Source organism: Haloferax mediterranei ATCC 33500 (assembly GCF_000306765.2).
Taxonomy (GTDB): domain Archaea; phylum Halobacteriota; class Halobacteria; order Halobacteriales; family Haloferacaceae; genus Haloferax; species Haloferax mediterranei.
Genome location: NC_017943.1, coordinates 151,410 through 176,045 on the forward strand (window position 1 = coordinate 151,410; position 24,636 = coordinate 176,045).

22 protein-coding genes are annotated in these 24,636 nt (G+C 56.3%); 16 read left to right on the forward strand and 6 right to left on the reverse strand.

From position 1 onward, the window contains the following. Positions 1–50: 50 nt before the first annotated feature. Positions 51–2,162, reverse strand: coding sequence for a S8 family serine peptidase (locus HFX_RS16090; protein ID WP_014732669.1), 2,112 nt, complete (start codon positions 2,160–2,162; stop codon positions 51–53). Positions 2,163–2,752: 590 nt separating this feature from the next. On the opposite strand from HFX_RS16090, the gene HFX_RS16095 reads away from it, so the two are divergent. The 7 genes from HFX_RS16095 to HFX_RS16125 all read left to right on the forward strand — a co-directional run bounded on the left by HFX_RS16095 (position 2,753) and on the right by HFX_RS16125 (position 9,845). Then, complete coding sequence (locus HFX_RS16095) at positions 2,753–4,135, forward strand: aromatic ring-hydroxylating oxygenase subunit alpha (RefSeq protein WP_004056258.1); 1,383 nt, start codon at positions 2,753–2,755, stop codon at positions 4,133–4,135. After that, positions 4,128–4,634 (forward strand): aromatic-ring-hydroxylating dioxygenase subunit beta, encoded by a 507-nt coding sequence (locus HFX_RS16100; protein ID WP_004056256.1) that lies wholly within the window; start codon positions 4,128–4,130, stop codon positions 4,632–4,634. The genes HFX_RS16095 and HFX_RS16100 overlap by 8 nt, the downstream gene beginning before the upstream one ends. A 32-nt stretch (positions 4,635–4,666) precedes the next feature. Beyond that, the gene (locus HFX_RS16105; RefSeq protein WP_014732670.1) at positions 4,667–5,146 is read left to right on the forward strand and encodes a hypothetical protein; all 480 of its coding nucleotides are present in this window, start codon (positions 4,667–4,669) and stop codon (positions 5,144–5,146) included. 67 nt (positions 5,147–5,213) lie between these two features. Next, positions 5,214–6,767: a histidine ammonia-lyase gene (gene hutH / locus HFX_RS16110; RefSeq protein ID WP_004056254.1), complete on the forward strand. Its 1,554-nt coding sequence runs from the start codon at positions 5,214–5,216 to the stop codon at positions 6,765–6,767. A gap of 311 nt (positions 6,768–7,078) precedes the next feature. After that, the gene (locus tag HFX_RS16115) at positions 7,079–7,456 is read left to right on the forward strand and encodes a cupin domain-containing protein (RefSeq protein WP_004056252.1); all 378 of its coding nucleotides are present in this window, start codon (positions 7,079–7,081) and stop codon (positions 7,454–7,456) included. A 147-nt stretch (positions 7,457–7,603) separates the two neighbouring features. Next, positions 7,604–8,326, forward strand: coding sequence for an iron-sulfur cluster repair di-iron protein (gene ric / locus HFX_RS16120; RefSeq protein WP_004056250.1), 723 nt, complete (start codon positions 7,604–7,606; stop codon positions 8,324–8,326). 151 nt (positions 8,327–8,477) lie between these two features. After that, the gene (locus tag HFX_RS16125; protein WP_004056249.1) at positions 8,478–9,845 is read left to right on the forward strand and encodes a nicotinate phosphoribosyltransferase; all 1,368 of its coding nucleotides are present in this window, start codon (positions 8,478–8,480) and stop codon (positions 9,843–9,845) included. Between the two features lie 138 nt (positions 9,846–9,983). On the opposite strand, the gene HFX_RS16130 is transcribed toward HFX_RS16125, so the two are convergent. Then, positions 9,984–11,264, reverse strand: coding sequence for an MFS transporter (locus tag HFX_RS16130; RefSeq protein WP_004056247.1), 1,281 nt, complete (start codon positions 11,262–11,264; stop codon positions 9,984–9,986). Positions 11,265–11,437: 173 nt separating this feature from the next. Here HFX_RS16130 and HFX_RS16135 point away from each other — a divergent pair, with 173 nt between their 5' ends. Then, on the forward strand, positions 11,438–12,157 hold the full coding sequence (locus HFX_RS16135) for a helix-turn-helix domain-containing protein (RefSeq protein WP_004056245.1): 720 nt from the start codon (positions 11,438–11,440) through the stop codon (positions 12,155–12,157). Between the two features lie 93 nt (positions 12,158–12,250). On the opposite strand, the gene HFX_RS16140 is transcribed toward HFX_RS16135, so the two are convergent. Continuing rightward, positions 12,251–12,694 (reverse strand): Hsp20/alpha crystallin family protein, encoded by a 444-nt coding sequence (locus tag HFX_RS16140; protein ID WP_004056243.1) that lies wholly within the window; start codon positions 12,692–12,694, stop codon positions 12,251–12,253. 887 nt (positions 12,695–13,581) lie between these two features. Here HFX_RS16140 and HFX_RS16145 point away from each other — a divergent pair. From HFX_RS16145 to HFX_RS16160, 4 genes are all read left to right on the forward strand, one after another. Next, positions 13,582–14,361, forward strand: a complete 780-nt coding sequence (locus HFX_RS16145; RefSeq protein WP_004056242.1) for an ABC transporter ATP-binding protein — start codon at positions 13,582–13,584, stop codon at positions 14,359–14,361. Then, the gene (locus HFX_RS16150) at positions 14,358–15,968 is read left to right on the forward strand and encodes a hypothetical protein (protein WP_004056241.1); all 1,611 of its coding nucleotides are present in this window, start codon (positions 14,358–14,360) and stop codon (positions 15,966–15,968) included. Before HFX_RS16145 ends, HFX_RS16150 begins: the two co-directional genes overlap by 4 nt. Before the next feature lie 142 nt (positions 15,969–16,110). Continuing rightward, positions 16,111–16,473: a phosphatidate cytidylyltransferase gene (locus HFX_RS16155; RefSeq protein WP_231512959.1), complete on the forward strand. Its 363-nt coding sequence runs from the start codon at positions 16,111–16,113 to the stop codon at positions 16,471–16,473. Between the two features lie 73 nt (positions 16,474–16,546). Continuing rightward, a complete protein-coding gene (locus tag HFX_RS16160; protein WP_004056239.1) occupies positions 16,547–16,999 on the forward strand; it encodes a hypothetical protein in 453 nt (150 codons plus the stop codon). Between the two features lie 237 nt (positions 17,000–17,236). Here the strand turns inward: HFX_RS16160 and HFX_RS16165 are convergent, their stop codons facing one another. Beyond that, positions 17,237–18,202: a DMT family transporter gene (locus HFX_RS16165; RefSeq protein WP_004056237.1), complete on the reverse strand. Its 966-nt coding sequence runs from the start codon at positions 18,200–18,202 to the stop codon at positions 17,237–17,239. Between the two features lie 205 nt (positions 18,203–18,407). Here HFX_RS16165 and HFX_RS16170 point away from each other — a divergent pair, with 205 nt between their 5' ends. Further along, on the forward strand, positions 18,408–19,196 hold the full coding sequence (locus HFX_RS16170; protein ID WP_004056235.1) for a helix-turn-helix transcriptional regulator: 789 nt from the start codon (positions 18,408–18,410) through the stop codon (positions 19,194–19,196). A gap of 71 nt (positions 19,197–19,267) precedes the next feature. Here the strand turns inward: HFX_RS16170 and HFX_RS19815 are convergent, their stop codons facing one another. After that, positions 19,268–19,420, reverse strand: coding sequence for a hypothetical protein (locus HFX_RS19815; RefSeq protein WP_014732673.1), 153 nt, complete (start codon positions 19,418–19,420; stop codon positions 19,268–19,270). An 88-nt stretch (positions 19,421–19,508) separates the two neighbouring features. Beyond that, a complete protein-coding gene (locus HFX_RS16175; RefSeq protein WP_004056231.1) occupies positions 19,509–20,126 on the reverse strand; it encodes a class I SAM-dependent methyltransferase in 618 nt (205 codons plus the stop codon). Positions 20,127–20,820: 694 nt separating this feature from the next. On the opposite strand from HFX_RS16175, the gene HFX_RS16180 reads away from it, so the two are divergent. The 3 genes from HFX_RS16180 to HFX_RS16190 all read left to right on the forward strand — a co-directional run bounded on the left by HFX_RS16180 (position 20,821) and on the right by HFX_RS16190 (position 24,568). Beyond that, complete coding sequence (locus HFX_RS16180; RefSeq protein ID WP_049917382.1) at positions 20,821–22,377, forward strand: helix-turn-helix transcriptional regulator; 1,557 nt, start codon at positions 20,821–20,823, stop codon at positions 22,375–22,377. An 895-nt stretch (positions 22,378–23,272) separates the two neighbouring features. After that, positions 23,273–23,767: a COG1361 family protein gene (locus HFX_RS20370; RefSeq protein WP_231512957.1), complete on the forward strand. Its 495-nt coding sequence runs from the start codon at positions 23,273–23,275 to the stop codon at positions 23,765–23,767. Between the two features lie 6 nt (positions 23,768–23,773). Next, positions 23,774–24,568 (forward strand): ABC transporter ATP-binding protein, encoded by a 795-nt coding sequence (locus tag HFX_RS16190; protein WP_004056225.1) that lies wholly within the window; start codon positions 23,774–23,776, stop codon positions 24,566–24,568. Positions 24,569–24,636 lie beyond the last annotated feature (68 nt).

Consider the following 24,636-nt stretch of genomic DNA (forward strand, 5'->3'; position numbering starts at 1 on the left):
GTCAATCGAAATTCGCAGGAGGGAGCACCGCCCGCTTTACGCAGTCGGTCTCAGGCGGTGATACTCTTTGAGTCGGTCGTCGAGTTCCCGGCCGTGTCGGTGACGGTGAGCGTGACACCGTACTCACCCGAGTCGAACTTGTCCGTGAACTCGTCCGTCCCGGACGCGCTCCCGCCGCTCACGTCGGTCGTGTTCGAGAACGTCTCGGACTCGTCGGCGTCGTCGACGATGACTTCTACGGTATCGAGGTTGCTGTTGGTGTCGCTGACTGCCCAATCGACGGTAACCTCGGCGTGCGGGTTATTGGGACTCCCGCTCGACAGGGTGAATGTGTCGATAGTCGGCGCGGATTCCGTCTCTTCGCTCTCTGTCGCGGTCGCCGTGTCGGAAGTTGTCGTTCCGTCCGTGTCGGACACGACAGCTTCCACTTCGTACGTGTTGCCGCTCCCGTCGTCACCGCTGGCGACGAGTCGGGTGGTGCCGCTTACGGAGCCACCGGAAACGCTCGGACTGGCCGAGTCTTCAGTCTCGACTCGATTGCTGTCGCTATCAAGTTCGTACAAGGTGAGGTCGAGCGTGTGCAGGTCACTGTCGGCATCGCTCACGGCCCAGTCTACATCGAACTCCGCGTCCGAGTCGCTCGTCTCGACTTCGGTTAGTGACAGGCTGTCGACCGCCGGCATGTCTTCTGTCTCTGACGTGCTGACAGTCTTTGAGGCCGTGTTGCCGTCTCCGTCGGTGACGGTTGCGGTGACATCGTAACTGTGACCGCTGTTTTCGTCACCGCTGGCGACGAGTCGGGTGGTGCCGCTCGCCGAGTCGCCACTCACACTCACTGTTACCGAATCATCCTGTGATCCAGCGGTCGTATCCTGGAGGACAAAGTCGACCGTATCGAGGTTGCTGTCCGGGTCGCTCACCGACCACGACACGTCGAATTCGGCGTCGCCGTTGCTCGTCTCGACCTCGGTCGCAGAAAGGCTGTCGACACCGAGCTCTGCAGTGCCGAGTGCCGCCTCGACATCGAGCAGGCCGTTGCCCTGTTCGTTCGAGGAAAGGCCGATATCCTCCGCCGTGGAGTTGAGTTGGGTACGGGCTTCCTGATGCGTATATCCGTTATCCATGAGTTGCCCCGCCGCACCGGCCACGTGGGGACTGGCCATCGATGTTCCGGAGAGCGTATTGTAATCATCTCCAGGATAGGTCGAATAGATTCCTTTGCCGGGGGCAGCAAGCTCGACTTCGGGACCAGTTGACGAGAAGTCGGCGAGTGAATCGTTCTTCGTGGTTGCGCTCACCGCGACGCATTCGGGTTCAGCAGCGGGATAGCCGACACAGTCAGTACAAGGTCCACTGTTCCCCGCGGCCGCTGCGAGGAACACACCGTTCTTATCGGCGTATTGGACAGCATCTGCTACTGTGCTGGAGCGCGACCCGCCCAGCGACAGGTTCCCGACATCCCACCCCTGATCGGCGACGTACTTGATGCCTGCCGCAACGTCGGAGTACGACCCCGAACCGTTGCTATCGAGAACTTTGACCGCATGTAGCGTCGCCGCTGTACTGACGCCGACGACACCGAGACTATTGTCGTCAGCCCCAGCAATCCCGGCGACGTGGGTTCCATGCCCGTTGTCGTCGTCCCATTTTTGCCCACACATATGGGGACTGCCTTTACACTCGACGAAGGCTTTGCCTTTGCCGAGATTCGCTTGTAGGTCATCGTGGTCGCTGTCGATACCGGTGTCGATAATCGCGATATCGGCACCCCCCTCGCCGTCTGTGTTGTCACCGCCCGTTTCCCCATCGGCGTGTGCAACCTCCGCATCCACGCGGTCGATACCCCACGGAAGCGTCTGCGCGATGGCGTGTAAGTTGCCGTTCTCCTCGGTATACCGGATGCCGGGTCGGTTCTGGAGATTGTCTATCGCCTCGTCCGAGAACGTGCCGGTGATTGTTTTTTCGTCATCCCAGTCCAGCGTCCGGACGACTTGGTCGGCTGCACTTCGCGTGGCCCGTTCGGCTGCGGGCGATGCAATCCCGATGTTGTACTCGTTTTTTCTGTCGGCCGCGGCGGTTCCCGTACCAACGGCGAGTGCGCCAATTCCGGCGGCACCGACCCGAGCCAGCACCTCCCGTCTGGATACATCGATGTTCTCCATGTTGTGACACTCAATACCATGTGTCATAGTTTTGTGGAGCATATACTCGAGTTCCAATATATCTAGCTCGATGAATGCTCGCGCTGTCTCTGCGGAGTTTCGGAGAACTGAGTTGAGTTTGGTATCCTCTGTCTGTCTGTCTCTGCCTATAGTAGCGTTTGCAACTGGTGACACATCCAATCGCACGATAGCGGTCGAGCGAGTGTGCAATGACTTGCAAACGCTACTATCGCCGGAACTGCGAGGAGGATCTGTTCAAACTGTGTTGCAGTCTCTGACTATCGTGTTCAATATACAACACCTAACCGCTCTCGACACCCGTACCGAAATTAAACGCCACGGGTCTGTCTCGGAGGAATAGTCGCAATAGCCCGTATGCATCTACGAATCGATGCTGTAAGTTATGCAATACGACAATTTTCAAAAACGACAGCAATCGCTCGATAGGCACCCACCAGTTGAGAAGGTCTGTAACCGGATAGTTCCCTGAAAATACCACTCACTATTTTATGGTGAACCTCAGTTAATCACTTCAATATAGCTCCATACGGACATAGCTTATTTAACCATTGACAAAATCTCCTAGAGGCATGGTATCAGGAGGCACGAATGTCGGGACATCCTCTCAGACCCAAACGGTCATAGAAGAGGTTGGAAACATCAGGGAGACTGGAACAATCCCTTCGCGGATACACAACGACAACGAAATACACGAGTTAGAACTCGAACGAGTGTTCAGCGACACGTGGGTATTCGTTGGACACGAATCGGAGATTCCGGAACCGGGAGATTACGCGAAGCGGTACATCGGCGACAGTCCGTTTATCTTCGTTCGAGACGATACCGGCGAGGTTCGGGTGCTCTTCGATTCGTGCCAACACCGGGGGACCACGGTGGTCCGTGCCGAACAGGGCAACACATCGTACTTCCGATGTCCGTACCATAACTGGACCTACAAGAACACCGGCGAACTCGTCGGCGTCCCGCACAAAGAACAGTTCTTCAAAGAACTCGATACCTGTGAGCACGCACTCGATTCCGCCCCGCAGGTCGACAGCTACGAGGGACTCGTGTTCGCATCGCTCTCGGCTACCGCACCCTCTCTGGACGAGTACCTCGGCGATTTCAAATGGTATCTCGACCTTCACCTGAAGTTCGCCGAAGGTGGAATGGAAGTCGTCGGTGAACCGATTCGATGGGAAATCGATACGAACTGGAAAATCGGCGCGGACAACTTTACGGGTGATTCCTACCATACGCTCGCCACTCACAAGTCCGCGATGGACCTGGATATCTTCCCGCCGGAACTTTCGGCAGTCGGTGCCGAACGGACGCCAGTCGACGTAACCGAGTGCAGCGGACACTCGTGTATGCTCGCCTATCTCGAGAATCAGGAATTTGCTGGTGGTTATCCGGAAGACATCTTCACAGAGACACACCTTTCTGAATCGGAACTCCGCCTTGCAAAGCGACTCGTATCCAGCGTCGGAACCGTGTTCCCGAACTTCTCGTTCCTTCAGATGAACCTCAACGCCGACCCGGAGAATCGCGAGGTTACCGCGTTCTTGAATATTCGGAAGTGGCAGCCACTAGGGCCAAAAAAGACGCAGGTGTGGAACTGGATTCTCGTGCCACGGGATTCCTCCGAAGAGTTCAAACAGCGTGCATACGACACCGGCATCAGCACGTTCAGTGTCGCCGGGAATTTCGAGGTCGACGACTTCGCCGTCTGGGATGGCATCGCGGAGGCTGCCGGAAGCACTTTCGGGAAGAAAATCGGTCGGAGGTCGAACTTCCAGATGGGGGTTGGAGAGATGGGTGACGCAACGAACATCTCCGACGAGTGGCCCGGCCCGGGTGCGGTGTACGATACGAACTTCGAGGACGGGACGATGCAGACGTTCTACCAGAGTTGGTATCGCTCGATGACCGGACGGCCCATCGATTCAGCAACCGAGGATGTCAATGAGTGAACGCTTCGAACTCCGCCTGGAGTGCGAGGAGTTCCTGTTCGACGAGGCGGAGCGATTGGACGACGGGAAACTCCACGAATGGCTCGAACTACTCACGGATGACGTCGAGTATCGAGTCCCCCGCCGCGTCACGCGCGAGCGAGGTTCAGAGCAATCATCGTTCAGTGAGGATGGGTTCCTCTATCGTGAGGACATGGGCACGCTCACCACACGGGTGGAGCGCTACGATAGAGAATACGCATGGGCGGAAAACCCCCCGTCTCGGACGCGACGATTTGTGAGTAACGTTCGGGTACACGACGAATCGGACGACGAAATCCGGGTGAAGAGCAATCTGCTGCTCTATCGAAATCAGGGGGATACGACCGAGCACGACCTGCTCGTCGGGGAGCGCGAGGACCAACTTCGCCGTGTCGATGGAGCACTCAAGTTAGCCCGACGAACCGTCTACCTCGACCAAACCATCCTCGCCACGCGCAACCTTTCGTTTTTCCTCTGACCATGACGGGAAGGAATACAGCCGAGAGGACCGTGAATACGGCCGAGAGCGTTACCGTAACACCTCTCACGCGCGTCGTTAGTGATGACGCGGACGTAGCCGTTCGACGGGTCGAAACACCGAAAGGAGTACGATTGGAGTTGGATGCGACGAGGTCCGAAGCACGGGTTCGTCTCGATGCAGTCACACTCGAATGTCTCTCCTGGCAGGAACGCTCGACATTCGTCGGATTTCTCGAACCACAGCTCCGACCGCTGTCGTCCGACGTGCTCGTGGTTCAGCAGAACCCAGACGATGGCGAGTCTACGGAAATTGCCCACATCACGAACGAATTTGGACATGTCGAGGTACGTACCGCCGAGAGAGCGGAATCCGCGTGGCTCGAGTTAGTCGCCACGAAACTCGGGTTCGTGACCCGGTTGAATGCCGTTGCGCTCGAGAGCATCACCTGGCAGGACCAAGACACGTTCACGGAGTTACTCAGACAACGACTGGAGGAGCCAAAGAAATGATACGTATGACACAAGCGACGACGAAGCCGAGCGAGAAAGACACACCACTGAATCAGGAGGAAGGTCGATGGTAATCGAACTCACCGGGTCTGACCTCACGATTGAGGACGCAGTAGCCTGTGCTCGCGACCACGAAGAAGTGTCCGTTAGCGACGAGGCACTGAAGCGCGTGCGGACTGCGCGTTCGAATCTCGAATCACGCATCGGAACAGGTGAAATAATCTATGGCGTCAATACTGGGTTCGGTGCCAGTCAAAACGAGGTTATCGACCCCGAAGACGTCGCGACACTCCAGAAGAACCTGATCCGGAGCAACGCGGTCTGTATCGGCGACCCGGTCGACGAGGACGAGGCGCGCATGATGATGCTCCTCAGGCTGAACTCGTTGCTCTCCGGAAGCTCTGGAGTGCGAGTACACGTCGTCCTGAAACTACGTGACCTGCTGAACGCGGGGTTCTACCCCCACGTCCCTCGGAAAGGGTCGGTCAGTGCGAGTGGTGACCTCGCACCCCTTGCCCATGTCGCGCTCGCGATGCTCGGCGAGGGGAAGGCACGTCACGAAGACGAGTGGGTCCCGTCCAGTGAAGTGCTAACTTCGATTGAAGTCGACCCGCTCACCACAGAAGAAGGTGAGCCGGGTCTCGAAGCGAAGGAAGGGCTCGCCCTGATAAATGGGACGAACTACATCACCGCCGTCGGGGCACTGGCTGTTCACGACGCCGAAACACTGCTCGACACCGCCGATACCGTCGGGACGATGACGCTCGAAGCGTTCCGTGGCATCAGCGACCCGTTCCGGGCGGAGATTCACGAGCTTCGCAACCAACCTGGCCAAAAGCACGTGGCTGAACGTATCAGGAACGGAATCGAAGGAAGCGAACTTGTGACGTCCGCAGCCGAGGCGAACCGGGCACAGGATTCGTATTCGTTGCGGTGCATCCCACAAGTACACGGTGCAAGCAGAGATACGCTGACACACGTGAGAGGCGTCATCGAACGCGAGTTGAACGCCGTCACGGACAACCCATTGGTGTTACAGCGCGGAGCGGGTGACGTAGTCTCCGGCGGCAATTTCCACGGCCAGCCTGTCGCATTTGCCCTCGATATGCTTTCGGTGGCTGTCTCGGAAGTCGCAAACATCTCTGAGCGCCGGATATTCAAACTGACCGGCGGTGACGCAGCGGGCAGAAGTGACGGAAAAACCGACTCGATGCCTTCGGATAGTCTCCCTCCATTCCTCGTCGAAGATTCGGGCTTGAACTGTGGGTTCATGATGCCGCAGGTGACCGCCGCAGCGCTTGTTTCGGAAAATAAGACACTGGCTCACCCTTCATCTACGGACTCGATTCCGACATCGGACAATCAGGAGGACCACGTGAGTATGGGAGCAAACGGTGCAAATCACCTGGTCGAGATCCTCGGAAACGTTGAAACCGTCCTCGCCATCGAACTGTTCGCCGCGTACACGGCGCTTTCGTACCGTGTAGACAGCCCGGGACAGAAGGCAACTGAAATCGTCTCTCTCCTCGAAGAGATAGTCACACCGCTGAAGGAAGACCGGCTAATGCAGAACGATTTCTCCAGTCTTCGGTCGCTAATCCGCGCTGGAGAGGTCAGATAGTATTTCGCGTCGCACCGGTTTTCGAGCCAGTACCGGGGCAATCATATTTCGAGTTTCGTTGCTATCTGTTCGTGGAAGTCGGAAGAATCTCACCCTCAAAACTGCGGCAGCGGGCATAGAGTTTCACGAGTGCTCCGAACACAGACCAAACCGTTCTACCCCGAACCCGTTCGGGACAATGCTGAATCGAATCCGCCGGGTCGCTTAACAGGGATGTATTCTCCAACAAGTGACTGCCAAAGGACGGTTCCAGACTGTCGTTACCGATACGTTCGTTCCGTAACGACCCAGTTTTCGGGGTGCACACTGTAATGCCTCGAATCGACTTCGAGACCGAGCGAGCGTACGATGACGACCGATTCTCCGCACAGGCAGGGTTCCGAAGTGAGCGGATGAAAGTCATCTGTGGCTTTTTCGAACCCGGACAGTTTATTCCGGTCCACGCGCCGTCGAGCGACCTCGTTGTCAATGTTCGGTCAGGAACCGGTATCGTCCGTGAGGAGGAGACCGACCACCGGGTCGGTGCCGGCGACATCATCGTCGTTCCAGCGGATACGAAACGCGGTATCAAAGCGGACGATGATTCGAGACTCGAAGCGTTGTTGGTGACGTCGCCACCGCCGACAGACGCAGAACACGACCCCGTCCGTCGCGGGCTCGCAGCCGGGGAGTTCGAGTCGGAGTTATAGTAGTGTTTGCAAACGCTACTATCGTAACTGACTGACTGCGACGACACCCCATATTCTGTGGGCTTCGCCTTCAGGTAGTACCCGGTACCGAACCTGTTCGGCTGAATAGCTACATGCGTCTCGAAATGAGGTACTGGTAGTACGTTGGTGATTACTGTGACCGAAGAAGCATTCGACCCAGACCGCCGAGTGAGTTCGTTTGTTGATGAGACGCTAGCGTTCGCATACGTCTTCGAGGATTTCGGTATCGACTACTGCTGTGGAGGCGACGTGTCGCTCGCCACAGCCTGCGAGAAGGCTAACGTCGATATCGCTACCATTCGTAACCGACTCCGTGCAGTACAGGAGAGCCACGACGAAGAGTCGGTGGAGTGGGAGTCTCTGTCCGAACTCGTCAACCACATCGTTTCTACTCATCACGACCGTCTACGTGAGGAACTCCCTTCCTTGGAATCCCTAGTTCACAAGGTTGCGGAGGTACACGGTGAGGACCACCCAGAACTTCGAGCAGTCGAACGGGAGTACGCCGTACTCGCCGACGAGATGCGAACCCACATCGAGGAAGAAGAAGACGAACTCTTTCCAATAGTTCGAAAACTCGACAGTGGTGGGTCACTAACTGACTTCGAGGTTCGAACTGTCAGGCGAGAACTCACAACTTTCGAAGACGACCACGAAGCGACCGCCGAGCGCCTCGAGCAACTTTCCGAGTTGACCGACGGATACACGGTTCCCGACAGCGCCTGTGCCAGCTACCGAGGGATGCTCGAACGCCTCGAAGCGTTAGAGCGAGAGACACACATCCACGTTCACAAGGAGAACAACATCCTCTTTCCCACCGTCGTGTCAACCCTCGACGCCGACGCCTGACGGAAACGTCTGTGGAAAGTTCCGGGGATATACCCCCGTTGCCACTGCAACTCCGGAGAGCTACGACTAGCCAAAGATAGATAGTGCGGTAATCAGACGTAACGTCTCGTATACGGGGTGGTTTAACGTATCTGTATGACAATTACAAACAATGGCGCACACAGAGTACGGGTATCTCACCCCGGAGAATCTGGCACTCTTTACCGACCTGTACGAGTTGACGATGATGCAGGGGTACTACAATCAGAATCACAACCCGACAGCGACGTTCGACCTGTTTTTCAGGGACCTCCCGCCGAACCGAGGGTACATGGTTGCAGCCGGGTTAGAACAGGCGATTCACTACATTGAGACGCTTTCCTTCGGCGAGCGGGTAATCGAGTACCTCACCGAACACGGATTCGACGAGGAGTTCTTGTCACACCTCGAAACGCTGGAGTTCACGGGCGACGTTCGAGCGCTCCCGGAAGGGACACCGGTGTTTTCGAACGAACCGCTGGTAGAGGTGACCGCTCCAATTCTGCAGGGGCAACTGTTGGAGACGATTGTTATCAATCAGATCGGGTATCAGAGTTTAATTGCGACGAAGGCGGCCCGGATGCGCGATATGATTACACAACACGGTGATGAACAATCACTCGTGGACTTCGGCTCGCGACGGGCACACGGCAGTGACGCCGGAATCAAAGCCGCGCGGGCCGCCTACATCGGTGGGTTCGACGGTACTTCGAACGTCGCGGCTGGGGAAGCGTTCGGAATCCCGATTTATGGGACGATGGCTCATTCGTGGATACAAAGCTTCACCAGCGAGCGCGCCGCCTTCGAGACGTTCGTCGACGAGTACGGTGAGGAATCGATTCTTCTCATCGACACGTACGACACCGTTTCCGGTGCCAAGACCGCGCGTGCTGTCGCCGAAGAGAAAGACATAGATATCGCCGGTGTGCGGCTGGATTCTGGCGACCTCACGGCGCTCTCAAAGGAAGTCAACGAGATTCTTGCGGAAACAGACCTCTTCATCTCGTCAGGTATCGACGAGTTCAAAATCCGACGGTTCCTGACGAACGGCGGTGTCGGGTCGGGATTCGGACCGGGGACTGCCCTCGTGACGAGCACCGATGCGCCGAAGGTTGAGGGAGTTTACAAACTCGTGGCCGTCGAGGAGGACGGGGACATGCAACCGAGTATGAAGCTCTCGACTGGGAAGGTGACGTATCCGGGAGCCAAGAGCGTCCGGCGCGTCGAACGAGACGGCCAATACGACCGCGATATCCTTGCACTTCGGGACGAGGACTGCGACGGTGGTGAACAACTCGTGTCCGTCATCGAGGACGGCGAACTCGTGTACCAGTTCCCCGACCTTCCGGCGATTCAGGAACGTGCCCGCCGGTCCGTCTCGAAAACCCCGCCGGCTATTCGGCAACTCGAAGACCCGGAACGCTACGATGTTCAGATCGGCTCCGGTCTCGATACGCAGACGACGTCACTCCGCCGCCAACTCGAAAGTCAACACTCGTGAGCGGACTCTCTCACTTTCTCAGTCGAGGTCGGTGTGAGGTCCCGTCAGCTTTCGTCCACGGGAGGTTCGAGACCTCGTCTGCGAGTGTATTTTGGAAGTTGGGAGCCTATTCGGAGAGTTACTCAAACCGTTGCTTCGTCAGTCGTCTGCAGTACTAGCCGTGGGGTGTGTAACTCGCGGCTGACTCTCGATCAGGACCGACAGGAACGCACCCCCGAGCAGGAGAGCCGCGCCGGTCCAGAAGGCGAGTTCGTAGCTCCCTGTTGTTTGGCGGATGAACCCGCCGAGGAAGACACCGGTTGCGGCAAATATCTGGTGGAGAAGCCAGGACGTTCCGAGAATTCCACCCATCGCGTTCGTTCCGAAGTGGTCGCCGATAATGCCGGTTACCGTTGGGATAACTGGGAAGGAAGCGACACCATAGATAACTGCGAAGACGTAGAGTTGCCAGAGACTCGTCGACAGCGCTAGCCACGCGAGCGAAACACCTCTAATCATGTGGAGACCCGCCAGCATGCGCCGCTTCCCGACTTGTTCAGTCATCTTTCCGGTCACCCACATCGAGACGGCACTGGCACCGGCGGCGATTCCCAGCAACTGTCCGCCGAGTGCGACGCTCCCCCCAAGATCGGCGGCGTAGTTCGGAAGGTGAATCGTCACGAGATACAGCGTGAACCCACAGGAACCGAAGCTCAGGCTGGCGAGCCAGAAGTTCCGGTCAAAAAGCGCTTGTTTGAGCGAGACACTCGCCGACCCGGCAGCTAGGACCGACTGCTCTCGGTCCGATGCGTTGTCCGTTCCATCCGGAGTTTGTCCGACTTCGGTAGGGTCGTCTTCAACGACGAACAGCACAGCCGGGACGACAAGCACGAGCATGAACAGCCCGAGCCCAGTGAACGCCGCTCGAAACCCAGCGGTTGCGATCAGGTAGCCGGCCAACGGAAGGATAATCAGTTGGCCGATGTTGATGCCCATCGAACTCTTCCCGAGCATCTCCGAGCGGTCGCGAACGTACCACTTCGAGACGAGGACCGAGTTCGCCATCGAACTACAGCCTGCGAAGCCGATTGCCGTGAGCACACCGTAGTACAGGAAGAACTCCCAGACGGTGGAGATGGTCGCCGAGAGGAGGAACGCGACACCCATCAGCGCCGCGCTGCCAGCGATGACCACTTTGGGGCCGACCCAGTCGATCAACCGCCCCATCACCGGTTGGAACAGCCCCCACGTAATCATGTTCACCGAGACGGCTAAGCTCAGAAGTGAGAGATCCCAGCCGTATGTTCCAGTAAGTGGTTCGAAGAACTGTCCAGCACTCAGATTCAACCCGAACGCTCCCATCAGCGCGAGGAAAGTTACAGCAACCACGCGCGGACCGAGGAACGTCGAGTCATCACGTATGTTTGTTCCAGACTGCATCGTGCAGTTGAACCGGTCGGTGAGATGGGCATTAGAGAATACTTTGGTAGCTACCAAAGGTAATAGAATACTTCGATTTTCCAGATGAGTACTGTCGCCGCCAATACGATATTTCCCGAGTTTAGGACTAACGACGAAGAAAGTCTATTAATTGGTTGCTACCAAGACACTATATGCGAGAGTTCGTGTTCACAGTGACGTACGACCGCGGGGCCGACCCGATTGCGGACATTTTCATGGAGTATCCGGATGTTATGTCGAAGTCGCTCACGTGTACGGTCACGGCTGACAGTATTTGGCATCTCGACCGTATCACGGGGCCTGAAAACGCATTAAAAGCACTCGACGACGTGTTTCTCGACCCAACGCACTGTAACGAGTGCTTGGACGCCGAACACTGTCACACGAGTTGGGAGTACGAGGTCCTCGACCGAGGGAACGCGTCTCGGACCGTGTACGCCTATGGAACCGATGCCGATGATTGTCACTCGATTCCCCATCTTGCAGCGATACACATCGGTGAGGGGCTCCTGTACGACACGAAACGGCAGGGCAACCAGTATACGTGGCGAATCCTGATGCCCGACGATGCTAACGTCGGCGAACTATACGATGCGATTCGGACCGAAATGCGGGATGGGTTGCGTTTGAGTCTCGACCATCTGTCCGACCCGACACACTGGGGTGATGACGTCGTCTCTCTGGCCGACGTCCCGTACGAACAACGCGAGTTGATTAAAGAGGCGGTCGCTCGCGGCTACTACGAGACGCCCCGAGAGATTACGACGCAAGGATTAGCTGACGAGCTAGGAGTTCCACAGTCGACGGTTCAGTACCGTCTCGCCAGAGCCGAATCATGGCTCGCGACTCGGTTTGTTCTGGAACTCGTTTAGGAAGTTGGTGCCTGTTTCGAGACACTCCTGTGGTCGTCTCTCGGGCACAGTACCGGTATCGAAAATAAGCCGTCCACTGCCTTGGATCGAGGCCTACTCGATGTCTACTCGATGTGCTTCTTCGACTTCGAGTTTCGGGAGTGTAATGGTCAGGACGCCGTTTTTCATCCGTGCACTCACACCGTCTTTTTGAATCTCGGCAGGCAATCGAAGCGACCGTCTCATCGACCGGTGTCGTCGCTCGTGTCGAAGGAACTGCTCTTCTTCTTCGTCGAGGGCTCGTTCGCGCTTCGCCTCGATTTGGAGCGTTTGGTCGGTTACTTGGACGCTCACATCGTCGCGCTCGAAACCCGGTAGGTCGGCGGTGACGACGAACTCGTCGTCGTGTTCGACGAGGTCGACTGCCATTGATTCGAGTCCACTCTCCCACTCTTCGTACGTTTCTCCTGAACCCCACCGTTTGGATGCTTCGTCGAGTTCACGGCTCATTCGCTCGAAGAGCCGCTCGATTTCTTCGAAAGGGTTGCGTCTGCTCATGGTCGTTTACCTCGCGTCCGTGTGTACGGCCCGAATCGAAAAATAACAGGTGGGAACCACTCAATGGGTAGAACATTCGTTGGTTGAGGGTGTATCGGTCCCGGGAAAAGAAGGAGTAATTGTTTATCTGGCTCTGTTGAAACTCTCAGTGGCTGATATGTATCGCGTGCAAGATACGGAGGGTGTATTCAGCAGGTAGTCCCCGCACCACCGCTTCCATCAGCTGAGGAAACGTGTCCATCGTATTCGACACCTGAATTCCGGCAGGGAATCGTTGTGACTTTGGTAACCTCACTATCGTTGTTGCGTGTATAGGTGAGTAGGACAACATCATTCGATTGCCATTCGGTTAGTCGGGTCGTGTCGTTTTGTCCAGGTGCAAGCGTAGTTGACCACGACTGTGAGGTTGCACTGTGAACACTAATTGTCGTGACGTTATCCGGGACAAAAAAGTTATTTCCAGATGAATACTCTCCGAACGAGGTTGTCACCGAGCTACCGTTCCGATAGGTCAGTTCCAGCGGAATAGTACTGACCGGGTCGTCAGTGGGAACAACGGTTGCTGAGACCTGGTACGTGACATTCGCCCGATTCTCGACGGTGACCTCGGGTGCAGGAGAAAGCACAGCACTGAGGCCGAGACACCCGGAAAGGGCCGTGACGACAAGAAGAGCCACAACTCTTCTGGAGGACATATACTTCGTTATCACAGTTCGAGAGTAAACGTGTTCGGGTAGTCTTGGTGGGAATGGCCGATACGCGCTGTGTATTCGACACGGCTGCCGGAACCTGTCACCGGTTGAGAGTTTTAACAAGGCCGTTTATTTCGCACTGTATTATCAGTTCGCAACCATTAGGCGGTCTGAGTAAAAACGTGGGATCGTCCCATGCCCTCCACAAAATCAGATTTCGCCGCCATCGAGGCGACGGACCTCAGAAAGTCGTACGGTTCTGAGGTCGCACTCGACGGCGTTTCGCTGTCGATTTCCAACGGAACCGTGTATGGATTCCTCGGCCCGAACGGTGCCGGAAAGACGACGACGATGCGACTCTTGACGGGCCTCACACAACCATCATCGGGGTCGGCTCGTATCTGTAGTCTCGATGTCGAAAACCGGCGTGAACTCGCGGCAAACGTTGGGTATCTCCCGGAGACACCGCCACTGTACGACGAGTTCAGCGCGCGCGAACAACTCGAATACGCCGCGGACCTCCGTGATATCCCCGCTGAAACCGCCGATGCGCGTATTACCGACTATCTCGACCAGTTCGGACTCACCGGAGACGAGAACAAACGCATCAGCACGTACTCGAAAGGGATGCAGCAGAAAACCGCGTTCATCCAGAGCATCCTGCACGACCCCAAGGTCTTGTTCTTGGACGAGCCAACGTCGGGATTAGACCCGCGTGCAGCGCGTCGAATCCGCGAGTCGATAACCGGCTTTGCGGACGCCGGGTCAACCGTATTCCTCTCGACGCACATCCTCCCGGTTGTCGAGGCTGTTGCCGACGAAGTTGGCGTCCTATTCGACGGCAGACTCGTCGCCGAAGGCTCTCCGAATGAGGTGAAATCCCGAGCGGAAACGGGGAGCGAAAGCACCCTCGAAGATGCCTTCCTCGCCATCACGAGCGACGAGACCCCCATGGCGAGCGCCAGTAGAGAATGAGCCTGCGACAAGACGTTCGTCACGGTGCTCGCATCGGCCGTGCCGAGTTCGTCCGGAGCCTCAGAGGATACACGAAAGAGGCCCGACGGATTATCGGCATCGGGTTTGCGTTGCTGTTCTTCGGTGGCATGCTTCTATCTTCTCTTCCGGCGGTGTATCTAGCCGGCCGAACGGCGCGGTCGATGGCGGAAATTCCGTATTTCGGCGTGGCCACAACAGCAGTACCGGTGGCATTGCTCGCGCTGGCGATGCTTCGGACGTTCGAACGAATCGGAAGCGTCGAAGCCGAAGACTTCGTTCTGACAGCAGTTCATCCCAGAGCCGTCGTCATCGGGCTTCTCACCGCTGAAGTGGGCCGACTCTCGCTCTGGTTCGGGCTTCCAATAGCTGCCATCGTCACGACGTTCACGCTGGGTCTCGGCACTCCAACATTGCTACTTACGGCCGCCGCGGTCGTGATTCCGCTCACTTGTTGGGCGACTGTGTGGGGATATGCACTCGGGATCGCCGTGCTGCGTGTGTTACGACGCTTACCTGGTGTTCGTCGAGTCCTCAAGGCTGGTGGCGTCATCCTTATGCTCGCGTTCATCCTCGGTTCGCAGTTCGCCGGGAAGTATATCGTGAGTGAAAGCGCTTCGGTAGAATCACTCCTCTCCGGGTTGGCTTTCGGACCGCTCGTCGATTACGTCTCGCTCGCATTCGTTGGGACACCGCTCGCCCGTCCGATTTCGGGAAGTGCAGTAGTCATCATCCTCGCCATTGTTGTTCTCACACCGGTCGGTCTCGCAGCGTCGACGCGACAAGCGACTGCACTTTGGTTTACTGATGTTTCGACCCGTTCCGAACCACGCCAGACAAACGTCTCTACGGGTGGATTCTCCGCTCCGAAACCGTTCTCCCTGCTGAAGTCTGGCCGTGTCGCATGGGGGTTTCTTGTTCGCAGTATCCGCCACCCACAGAAGCTCACACACCTCGTTATGATACTGTTCTTCCTTGGTCCACTCGGGTCGAGCATCTTCCAGTCGCCGGGTGACGCATTGGGCCCACTCATCGCGGGTACGGGCGTCGGATTTGGAACCTACCTCGCCGGGGCAACGTTCGGTCTCAATCCTATCGGAGACGACCGGCCTCACCTTCCGTTGCTCCTCCTTACCGAAACCACCTCCCAGACGATAGTTCGAGGTCGGGCTATCGCTGGGCTTGCGCTCGGTATCCCCGTTGCAGTGCTCGTCCCACTGGGCTCGATAGCACTCGGGACTACCTCAGTGTACGGGCTCACGTTCGCACTCGTCGGCATCGGGATGTGCCTCGCTGCGGCCGCCTTCGCAGTCGGTCTTGGGTCGGCATACCCTGTCTATGAAGCGCGAAAGTTCTGGGGTGCCGAGACCGTCGTTCCCTCGACGCTCGTAATGATGCTGTACTTGTTTGTCGTCGGCAGCGGAACCGTCATCGGACTCGTCACGACGTGGTACTCCGTTACGGGCCATCTGGAAGTCACGGCCCTTCTCGGCGGCCTGATTGGTCTCTACCTTCTTTTGACCGTGGGCGCGTCGTACGGGTCATACCGATACGCGATTCACCGCTATCGGTCCTACACGCTCGATTAGTCGAGGGTATAGTGTCACGATATCCCCGGTCACATTTTATAAGAGACGCTCCGGTCGAAGAGTTTCACCATGGACGAAAAACCCATTCGGAACCGACGGGAGTCCCAAATAACTATGAGAAGTGATTCCTTAGCCACATTTGATGCCCTCCAGCAACGTGACGGACAGAATCAACATGTGGGATGCGGCGGTGTTCGTCGGCATCGTCCTCAGTCTCGGGGGGATAGTGCTTTTTTCCGACGAACCAGTCACTCCCGGACTCATCGCACTAGCAGCGCTGACATTCGTCTACGTGGGTGCGAGCGTGTTCGACGACGTACGGGAACACCCCGTGTACAATCTCGCGGCGGCAGTTTGTACGGTGCTCCTCTTCGGCGGCATATATCTAATCGAATCGTACCAGGGAGTCATCTTCCTCGCATTAACGGTACTTTCGGTCTTCGGCGTCGTCGTCGAAACGTACAACTACCGGTACGGGACGAGTTATTTACGCATCGACACCTGAATGGGTGAACAAGGTTCCACCGTGCAACGCTTCCGTATCTGACTGTCACTTCTGACTCCTAACGCGACACGAGATGACCGAAAAGCCAATCGAAAACGACGAAACGGAAGCTCGATACCTCGACTTCGTGGAGATGGCTCTCTTATTTGCCGTTCCCGTCCTCATCGGTTTCGCCGTCGTCCTCAGTGACCCGAATTTTGGTCTCACCGACGGTATCGGCACGACCGGCGGAATCGGGTGGATACTCGTTCGAATTCGAAGCCGATTCTACGCCGTCCGAACGCCGGACGGAATTTCACGCCGGCGTCGCCCAGCCGAACAAAATTGGATGGTTCATGTGGCCGAAGTCGAGTACGACCCGAAGTACGACAAGGTACTTGCGGTTGTCCTTGCTGTCATCGGTATCGCCTCGTTTGCCGCACTCGTATTTGTCGATATGTCTGGACGTGACTCGATTTCCTTCGTGATTGTCGGACACCTCTGTTTGGTTGGTGCACTCATGGTTTATGGCGTCTCGAATCGGTGATGCACCCCTCCATTTTGAGGGCTGTACCAGAACAGATAGGTTATTTCGCGGATAAGTAACGCATCCGTACGATAACTGCCTGGTCGTACGGTATCTCTGATGCGGATTTCCACAGGCAGAGTAGGCTCATCCCGTGCCATCGGTAGTCCTGCAATACCCTGCCCCCCGGATTGCCAACTTGATGGGCCTGCCAACCCTTCCACCCTTCAATTACTATCAAACTACGTCTCAGTCGAGTTAGTCGTGACTCGCCGAACTCACGTTGTCTACGTCCCACCGCGCCACGATTGTCGTGTAGAAGCCCTCGGCTTCGGCGACGATGGACCCACTGGCGAGGACCGCGAACCCCGCGAAGATGGTCACAAATCCAACGAGGGTGAGCGTCGAAATCGACTCGCCGAGCAGTGCCGACCCACCGAGGGTTGCGATGATTGGGACTGCGTAGAAGACGAGGTTCCCGTGAATCGGACCAACGTCATCGAGGAGGCCGAAGTAGGCGATGTACGCCATGGCCCCCGCGAAGATACCGACGTATCCAAGCGCCACAAGTGCCGTCGGAGTCCACGTAACCATCGCCGGTGATTCGCCGGAGGCGATACTGAAACCGTGCGTGAGAAGGGCACTGACTGGGAGTGCCCACGCCGTCCGAACAGTGCTCGAAAGGGAGGTGTCGGCCCACCGGATGAGAACGCTTCCGAGTGCTCCGCTGACCGCGCCGAGGAACACGACGCCCTTCCACACGGCCGCCCCGTCGAGGAGGTTCGAGGGGTCAATCTGTACGACGAGTGCCACGCCGACAAGCCCGATGAGCATCCCGAGTGCGCCGCGAGTCGAAAGTCGTTCGTCGGCGAGGAAGACCATCGCGAACACCGGCGTCAGAATCGGGTTGAGACTAAAGATAATCGACCCGACGCCGCTCGAAACGTGCTCCTGCCCGACGAAGAGGAGGGCGTTCGCGAGACCGATGACGAACACGCCGGTTGCGAGAATGCCGACGATATCGCGGACAGACCGCGGAAGTAACTCCGCACGGGGTGTCGTTGCGGCGACGTATGTGAATAACGCGACGGTGGCGATGTCGAACCGGAGGGCGACGAACAGCAAGGGTGGAAAGTAGTCAAGCCCCGCCTTCGCTGCGACGAAGGTGCCGCCGAAGAAGAAACTCGCCAACACGAACAGCGCAAGTCGACGACGCGTTCCCATTACCACGCCTCACCTCGCGACAGCGAGAGACCGATAGGTTCCGACAGTGAACTCATTATACGACGACCTACGAGCGCATCGCTTATACATTGATTCAGAAATTAATGCACGGCAAGAAAGTAGTGCGATAGACGACGATGATTCATTGTGTGAAATTATTTCGAGACTCGAAAGTCGTTTAGTCTCGGGCCTCGCAGAATCGAATATGGAATCGGCGTTAGAAGAAATCGAATTTCTTGCGCTCTCACAGAATCGCGTCGATGCGCTCAGATATCTCTCCGAACAGCCCCACACCCGCCGAGAGCTTGTCGAACTAACCGGTGCCTCACAGCCGACACTGGGCCGGATTCTCCACGATTTCGAGGAGCGTGAGTGGATTGTCCGTGAGGATAGCGCTTACAGGGCGACTGTAACCGGTAAGCTCGTCTCACGGGGATTCAGCGAGTTAGTCGAGATTCTCGAAACCGATGCCAAACTTCGCCCGATTGTTCGGTGGCTTCCGACTGAGACAATTTCGTTCGACCTCGAACATCTGACAGCAGCGACGATTACCACGCCGAGTCAGGTTCGTCCAAATGCACCAGTCAAGCGCGCACTCAAACTGCTCAGCAATGCGAACGACGTTCGCATCTTTTCGTACGCCTTCAACGAACAGAGCCTCGACATCATCGCCAACCGTACCGAGGCCGGAGACCAGCAGTTCAAAGGTGTATTCTCGTCGGAGACAATCGACGCCCTTACCGACGATTCACAGTTGCGGGAGCAACTTCGGGCGCTCCTCGACGCCGACGGCGCAGAAATCCGCATCACCGACGAGTTGATTCCGATGGCGACGACGATTGCCGACTCGACGGTTCATCTGTTCTTACGCGACGACAACGGCATTCTTCAGGCGTCGATTGATGTCGACGAGCCGGCGGTTCGCTCGTGGGCGGAGGAGTTATTCGAAGATTACTGGCAGGCCGCAGAGCCGCTTGACTTTGACCGATTGTGATACATCTCGGTCACTGCGTCGACCAGACAACACGAATTAACAGCTAGCAGAGATGTTTCCACGATGGACCGTCATTCGACTTCGTCGAGCGATTCGAACTTGTCCCAGCACGCACACGGCAGGTCGTCTAACGACGTGACTTCATCCGGGAGGCTCGTGAGTGGAATCCCGGACCCAACCTCGTCGCACTCGCGTAGATGAACGCTGAAATCGTCGCTGGACATCGTATACATAATTTCGAGACTAGGCCAGAGCCTCTTAAAGACCATTGAGGTTAATCGGCGACACATTCGGGGGATACGTCAAAACAAGTCAGAGAACACGGAACACACGAACGGTATCGCGCTTACCCGGTTCGCAGAGGAGTTGTGCGAGGCCGAGGTTCGAAAATACGTCTTTCCAGTTGCGGTGGTAAAGTGGGAAATCGTCGTTGACGTAGCTTACCTCAGCACCATCTCGGCCACGCTGGGGGCCATTACCTTCGTTTTCGGCGGTGATGAGGAGGTCGGATGTTACACGGGAAAGCTCCTCGAATACCGCTGTGTCGTCGGGGTGAACGTGCTGGAGCGTTTCGACGGAGTAGACGACGTCGAACTTGTCATCCGGGAAGTTCGGGAGTAACTCCTCTATCGCGCCGGTGAGGAACGTACCTGTCTCGACGAGTTCCGGATAGTATTCGGCCATCACCTCGAACGACTCGTCGTTGATATCGATGCCGGTGATGTCCTCGTAGCCGCAGTTGTGAAGGTGGGCGAGATGGCGACCAGAGCTACAGCCAACTTCGAGAATCGACGCGTCCTCTCGCGCGTAGTGGTCGAACACAGTTGTGAGCGTCTCGCTAACCTCGTTCGGGCCGATTTGGGCGTAGTACTCGGGAGAGAAATCGCCGGAGCGTTCGGCCCAGCTACGATGGTTGTCATCCGAATCCATACACGCTGTAGCGAGAGCAGAAGTAAATGCTCCGCGGAGTAGTATTACAGTTCACGCACCGACCCCAAGTAATTCGCTTGTCGAGTCTTGAGGTTAGGATTGGCCCGTACTATGAGGGGGACAGATTGGAGTATGAGGAATGGGGCTGGTTTGGAGGGTAGAAGTACAATACTGGGAGGGATGTCGTAGCGTGCGTCAGGGGGACCAGGCGTGCTGTGGAGTATCTCAGGTGGGAACGTCAGCGGGGAGTTCGAGTGTACGGTGAAGGGTGGTACCAGGGGGGAGGCGCCACCGTTCGCGTCTGTGCAAGCGGGGACTGCGGCGGTGATTGCAGTGACACCGTATTTAGCTTCGGTCGAGACGGTATCTTGCGCACCGCATTCAGTAGTAACTCCGGGAGGATGATAATGGGTGAGAGTCGTCCCAACTGTTCTTCGCAATACAACCGTTTTTACGGACTGTTCGCACTGTTTCAGTCGGATTAACTGAATATTTACTGGTTGATATACTAACTAGCCGCTGGAGAATTGGCGGTTTACATGGTAAATCACGTTTTGTCTATGATTTCGATTGCATAGGTGATGAATCAAACACAATCTTGGGTATTAAACTATCATTTTATATTAAATGAATACTGCAGATTGGTAAATAAAATATTATACCGTGGCATCCCCGACAAATAGAGAACTGACTCATGTCTGTCCAACGCGCCTCGTGGTCACGATGTGTGCCCCTCGTGGGGCTCATCGTCTTTATAACAGTCTTTGCGAGCGTGCTACCGGCCACGGTTGTAGCGGAAGACAGCGTTGAGGTGCGTGCAGTGGACCACTCCGGACCGGGTGTCATCGCAACCCAAAACGAGCGGACGTATGTTGCTTCGTGGCAACCATCGACGGTTTCGGTAGCCATCGCGGCGGACCACGGGACGTACGACGTGTGTCTCAAAACCGAATTAAACGACGGTTCAACGACGACGCTTGAGTGTCAACGACTTCAAAACACGAGCGTTGGCAGCGAGCAGCGCGTCAACTTCGACATCGCACGATGGCCAGGAAACGCAACCGGTGAACAAGTCCTGACCACTGTCGTGCGGCCCTCTGACGGTGGTTCCCCGGCTGCACAGGCGAGTCGAACGATTACCGTGCTTGCAACAGAAGGCGATGCTGACGGCGACAATCTGGGAAACAAACGTGAAGTAGAGCGGGGAACGAGCGTTCTCGTCACCGATACGGATACCGACGGACTCACTGACGGTGACGAAGTGAACCGATACGAGACGGACCCAACGAACACTGACTCCGATAGCGACGAACTCAGCGATGGGGTTGAAGTAAACGAACTCGGGAGTAACCCGACGGAGAAAGATACTGACAGCGATGGTCTCGTTGACGGTGCAGAGGCCACAACGTACGGAACCGACCCAACTGTTGGTGATACTGACGGCGACAACCTCGATGATGGTCCCGAGGTAAACACCTATGAGACCAATCCGACTGTCACCGACACCGACGGCGACGGGCTCGCTGACGGTCCAGAAGTGAACGTCCACGAAACAGATCCGACTGCCGCCGACACCGACGGTGACGGCCTCAACGACGGGGAAGAGACGAACCGATACGAGACCAACCCCACCAAATCGGATACAGACGGTGATGGTCTCAACGATGGCCGGGAAGTAACCGTCATCGGAACAAATCCGAATCGCGGGGATACCGATGGAGACGGACGCGGTGACGGGACAGAAGTAGATGCGGGGACTGACCCGAGTTCCACAGTAGGCTCCGTTTTACGTTCACTCGGTATCGATGCGAGGTTCTCGATGCTTGCACTCGTAGTCGGCGGCGGCGCGCTCGTTATTCTCACTGTGCTCGCCGTACTCGGTGGCGTTGTACTCAGCAAACGGTATGCACACTTTCTGAGTTCGAATTCTCGAGTAGGAAGATACCTCCAAAGAAGAGAGAAAAGAGAGACAGACACCGTCTCTGACGCGGAAACACTAACTCAACCACAGGTGGAGGAGTTACTCGACGACGAAGCACGCGTACTCAAACTCCTGGATGAAAGCGATGGACAACTCCGTCAATCGGCAGTCGTTGAAGGGACGGGATGGTCTAAGTCGAAGGTCAGCCGGGTTCTCTCACAGATGGACGAAGAGGGCGTCGTGAAGAAAATCAACGTTGGCCGAGAGAACCTCATCATTCGTCCCGAAAACGTCCCCGAACACGCTCGGTCGCCGTTCGAAGAATCCTGAGTATCGGCTGGGAATCGTCGTTGTTGGACGACTGATGACATGTGTCACCAGTTGCAAACGCTACTATAGAGTATACTCACAGATGTCGCGGTGGTCGGTTTACTACGAGTTACGTTCTCGAAACATGTAAACCACGAAACTTATATGGGGGCAGACAAGCCAATAAAACGATAATGGCAGAGAGACAACACTATTTAAGACGAGTCCATAGATGAGTCCGCAAAAACCGAATCACGACGGTTTACCGGTCCTTTCTTGGTTCTTCGTCGCAGTTATTGTACTCTCGACTGTCGCCGTTCCGATAGCTGCGGGACCAGCAAAGGCTGCCAAGGCGCATGTTGGAATTACGAACGTAAAGGTTGCTCCGGACAAACCAGCGCCGGGTCAACAAACCGAACTCAAAGTAACGATACAAAACGGAGAAAACAGCCCCAGCGTAGTTGACATCACCGATGTCTACGTCCGACGACAGGGGAATCCGAGCGATATTGCCCGAATCGAAGATGTCGGAACAATAACTATTGGTGGGAATATATCTATTCCACTGACAGCTTCCTTCGATGAACCTGGGTTGAAAAATCTCCGAGTCATTCTCGTTGGCAGACAAAAAGGTGGTTCGCACGTTCGCGTACGGTATCCAGTGACTGTCGATGTCCAAGAACCAACTCGACCTCAAATCGAACTTTCAGCCGAAGAGGCAGTCCCCGGGGCTACTCGGTCAGTCAACGTCACTGTATCGAACGGCCTCAACCACGACATTCGGCAGTTGAAACTCACGTCGTCTGCTTCGGATGTAAATTTCAGCGTAAACGAACGTGTGAAACCACGATTAGAAGCAGGTGATTCGACCACGTTTACGTTCTCTGCTCGTGTCTCCAAGGCAGGTTCTCACCCGGTGAACGTGTCGCTTCAGTATTCGGATCGAGGTGTAGAACACCAAATCACCCGAACATATCAGACCAACTTTGACTCCCCGACAAACCCCGGTAAAATCATCTTAACTGACGTCAAAGCGACGCAGACCGGTGGGTCTCTCGAAATATCAGCAACTGCCGGGAACGTTGGGTCGAGTACTGTCGAAGGCGTCGTCGTCTCGGTTGCCGATTCACCGGCCGTTGAACGAAGCAAGTACTTCGTCGGAAGTGTCGACAAGAGTGATTTCTCGTCGTTCACGCTCCAATCGAATGTTGCTGGTAACGTATCATCTGTGCCGGTCAAGGTGGCGTACACCGTTGGCGGCGTGAAGAAATCGTTCACTACAAACGTCAGCGTCAGCCGCCAAGTCGTGAGACGGCAAGCACCCAGCGGTGGTGGGCTCCCACTGCTCCCGGCAGGCGGTGCTGCCCTCGTACTGCTCGTCGGTGCAGTAGCCTACATCCGGCGACGATGATGATAAATGACTCCGGACATCTCCCCACATATCGATATGGAACAAGCGGGAGAAACCCGCGAGAGTGTTCAGAGGTCTACGATGAACGCTGCTGATGACGTAATCATTCGGGGCGAAGACGTCGTTAAAGAGTACCAAACGGGAAACCAGACCGTTCAAGCGCTGAAAGGCATCGACTTCGGTATTCGGCCGTCCGACTTCGTCGCTATCGTTGGACCGTCAGGAAGTGGGAAGTCCACGCTACTCAACCTCCTGGGATTGCTTGACGTCCCGTCTAACGGTACGGTTCGACTCCGGGGAGAGGACGTATCGACGTTCTCTGACGCCGACCGGACAAATAAGCGAAAGCGTACTATCGGGTTCGTCTTCCAGAGCTTCTACCTCATTCCGACCCTGACGGCACTGGAGAACGTGGAGATGCCGAGGATGCTCGACAAAACGCCCGTGAAAACGCGCGAGCGTGCGAAAGACCTGCTCTGCCGAGTCGGTCTCGACGACCGACTCGACCACTATCCGGACGAACTCTCCGGTGGGCAGAAACAACGAGTTGCCATCGCACGGTCACTGATAAACGACCCAGCGATTCTGTTGGCGGACGAACCGACGGGGAATCTCGACAGGGATACCGGCGACCAAATCCTCGCCCTATTCGACGAACTTCGCGCCGAAGAGGACGTTGCTGTCGTTACGGTCACCCACGACGCGTACGTCGCCGACGAAGCCGACCGTGTGGTGAACCTAGTTGACGGAGTCATCGAAGACGCAGGTGAGACGGAGTCGAGAGAGGAGATCAAACAGTGATACCGGCGAGAGCGCAACCCCGGCAGCTATCAGCTGGTGAGACAGTCATCTCGGAGCGACAGTGTATT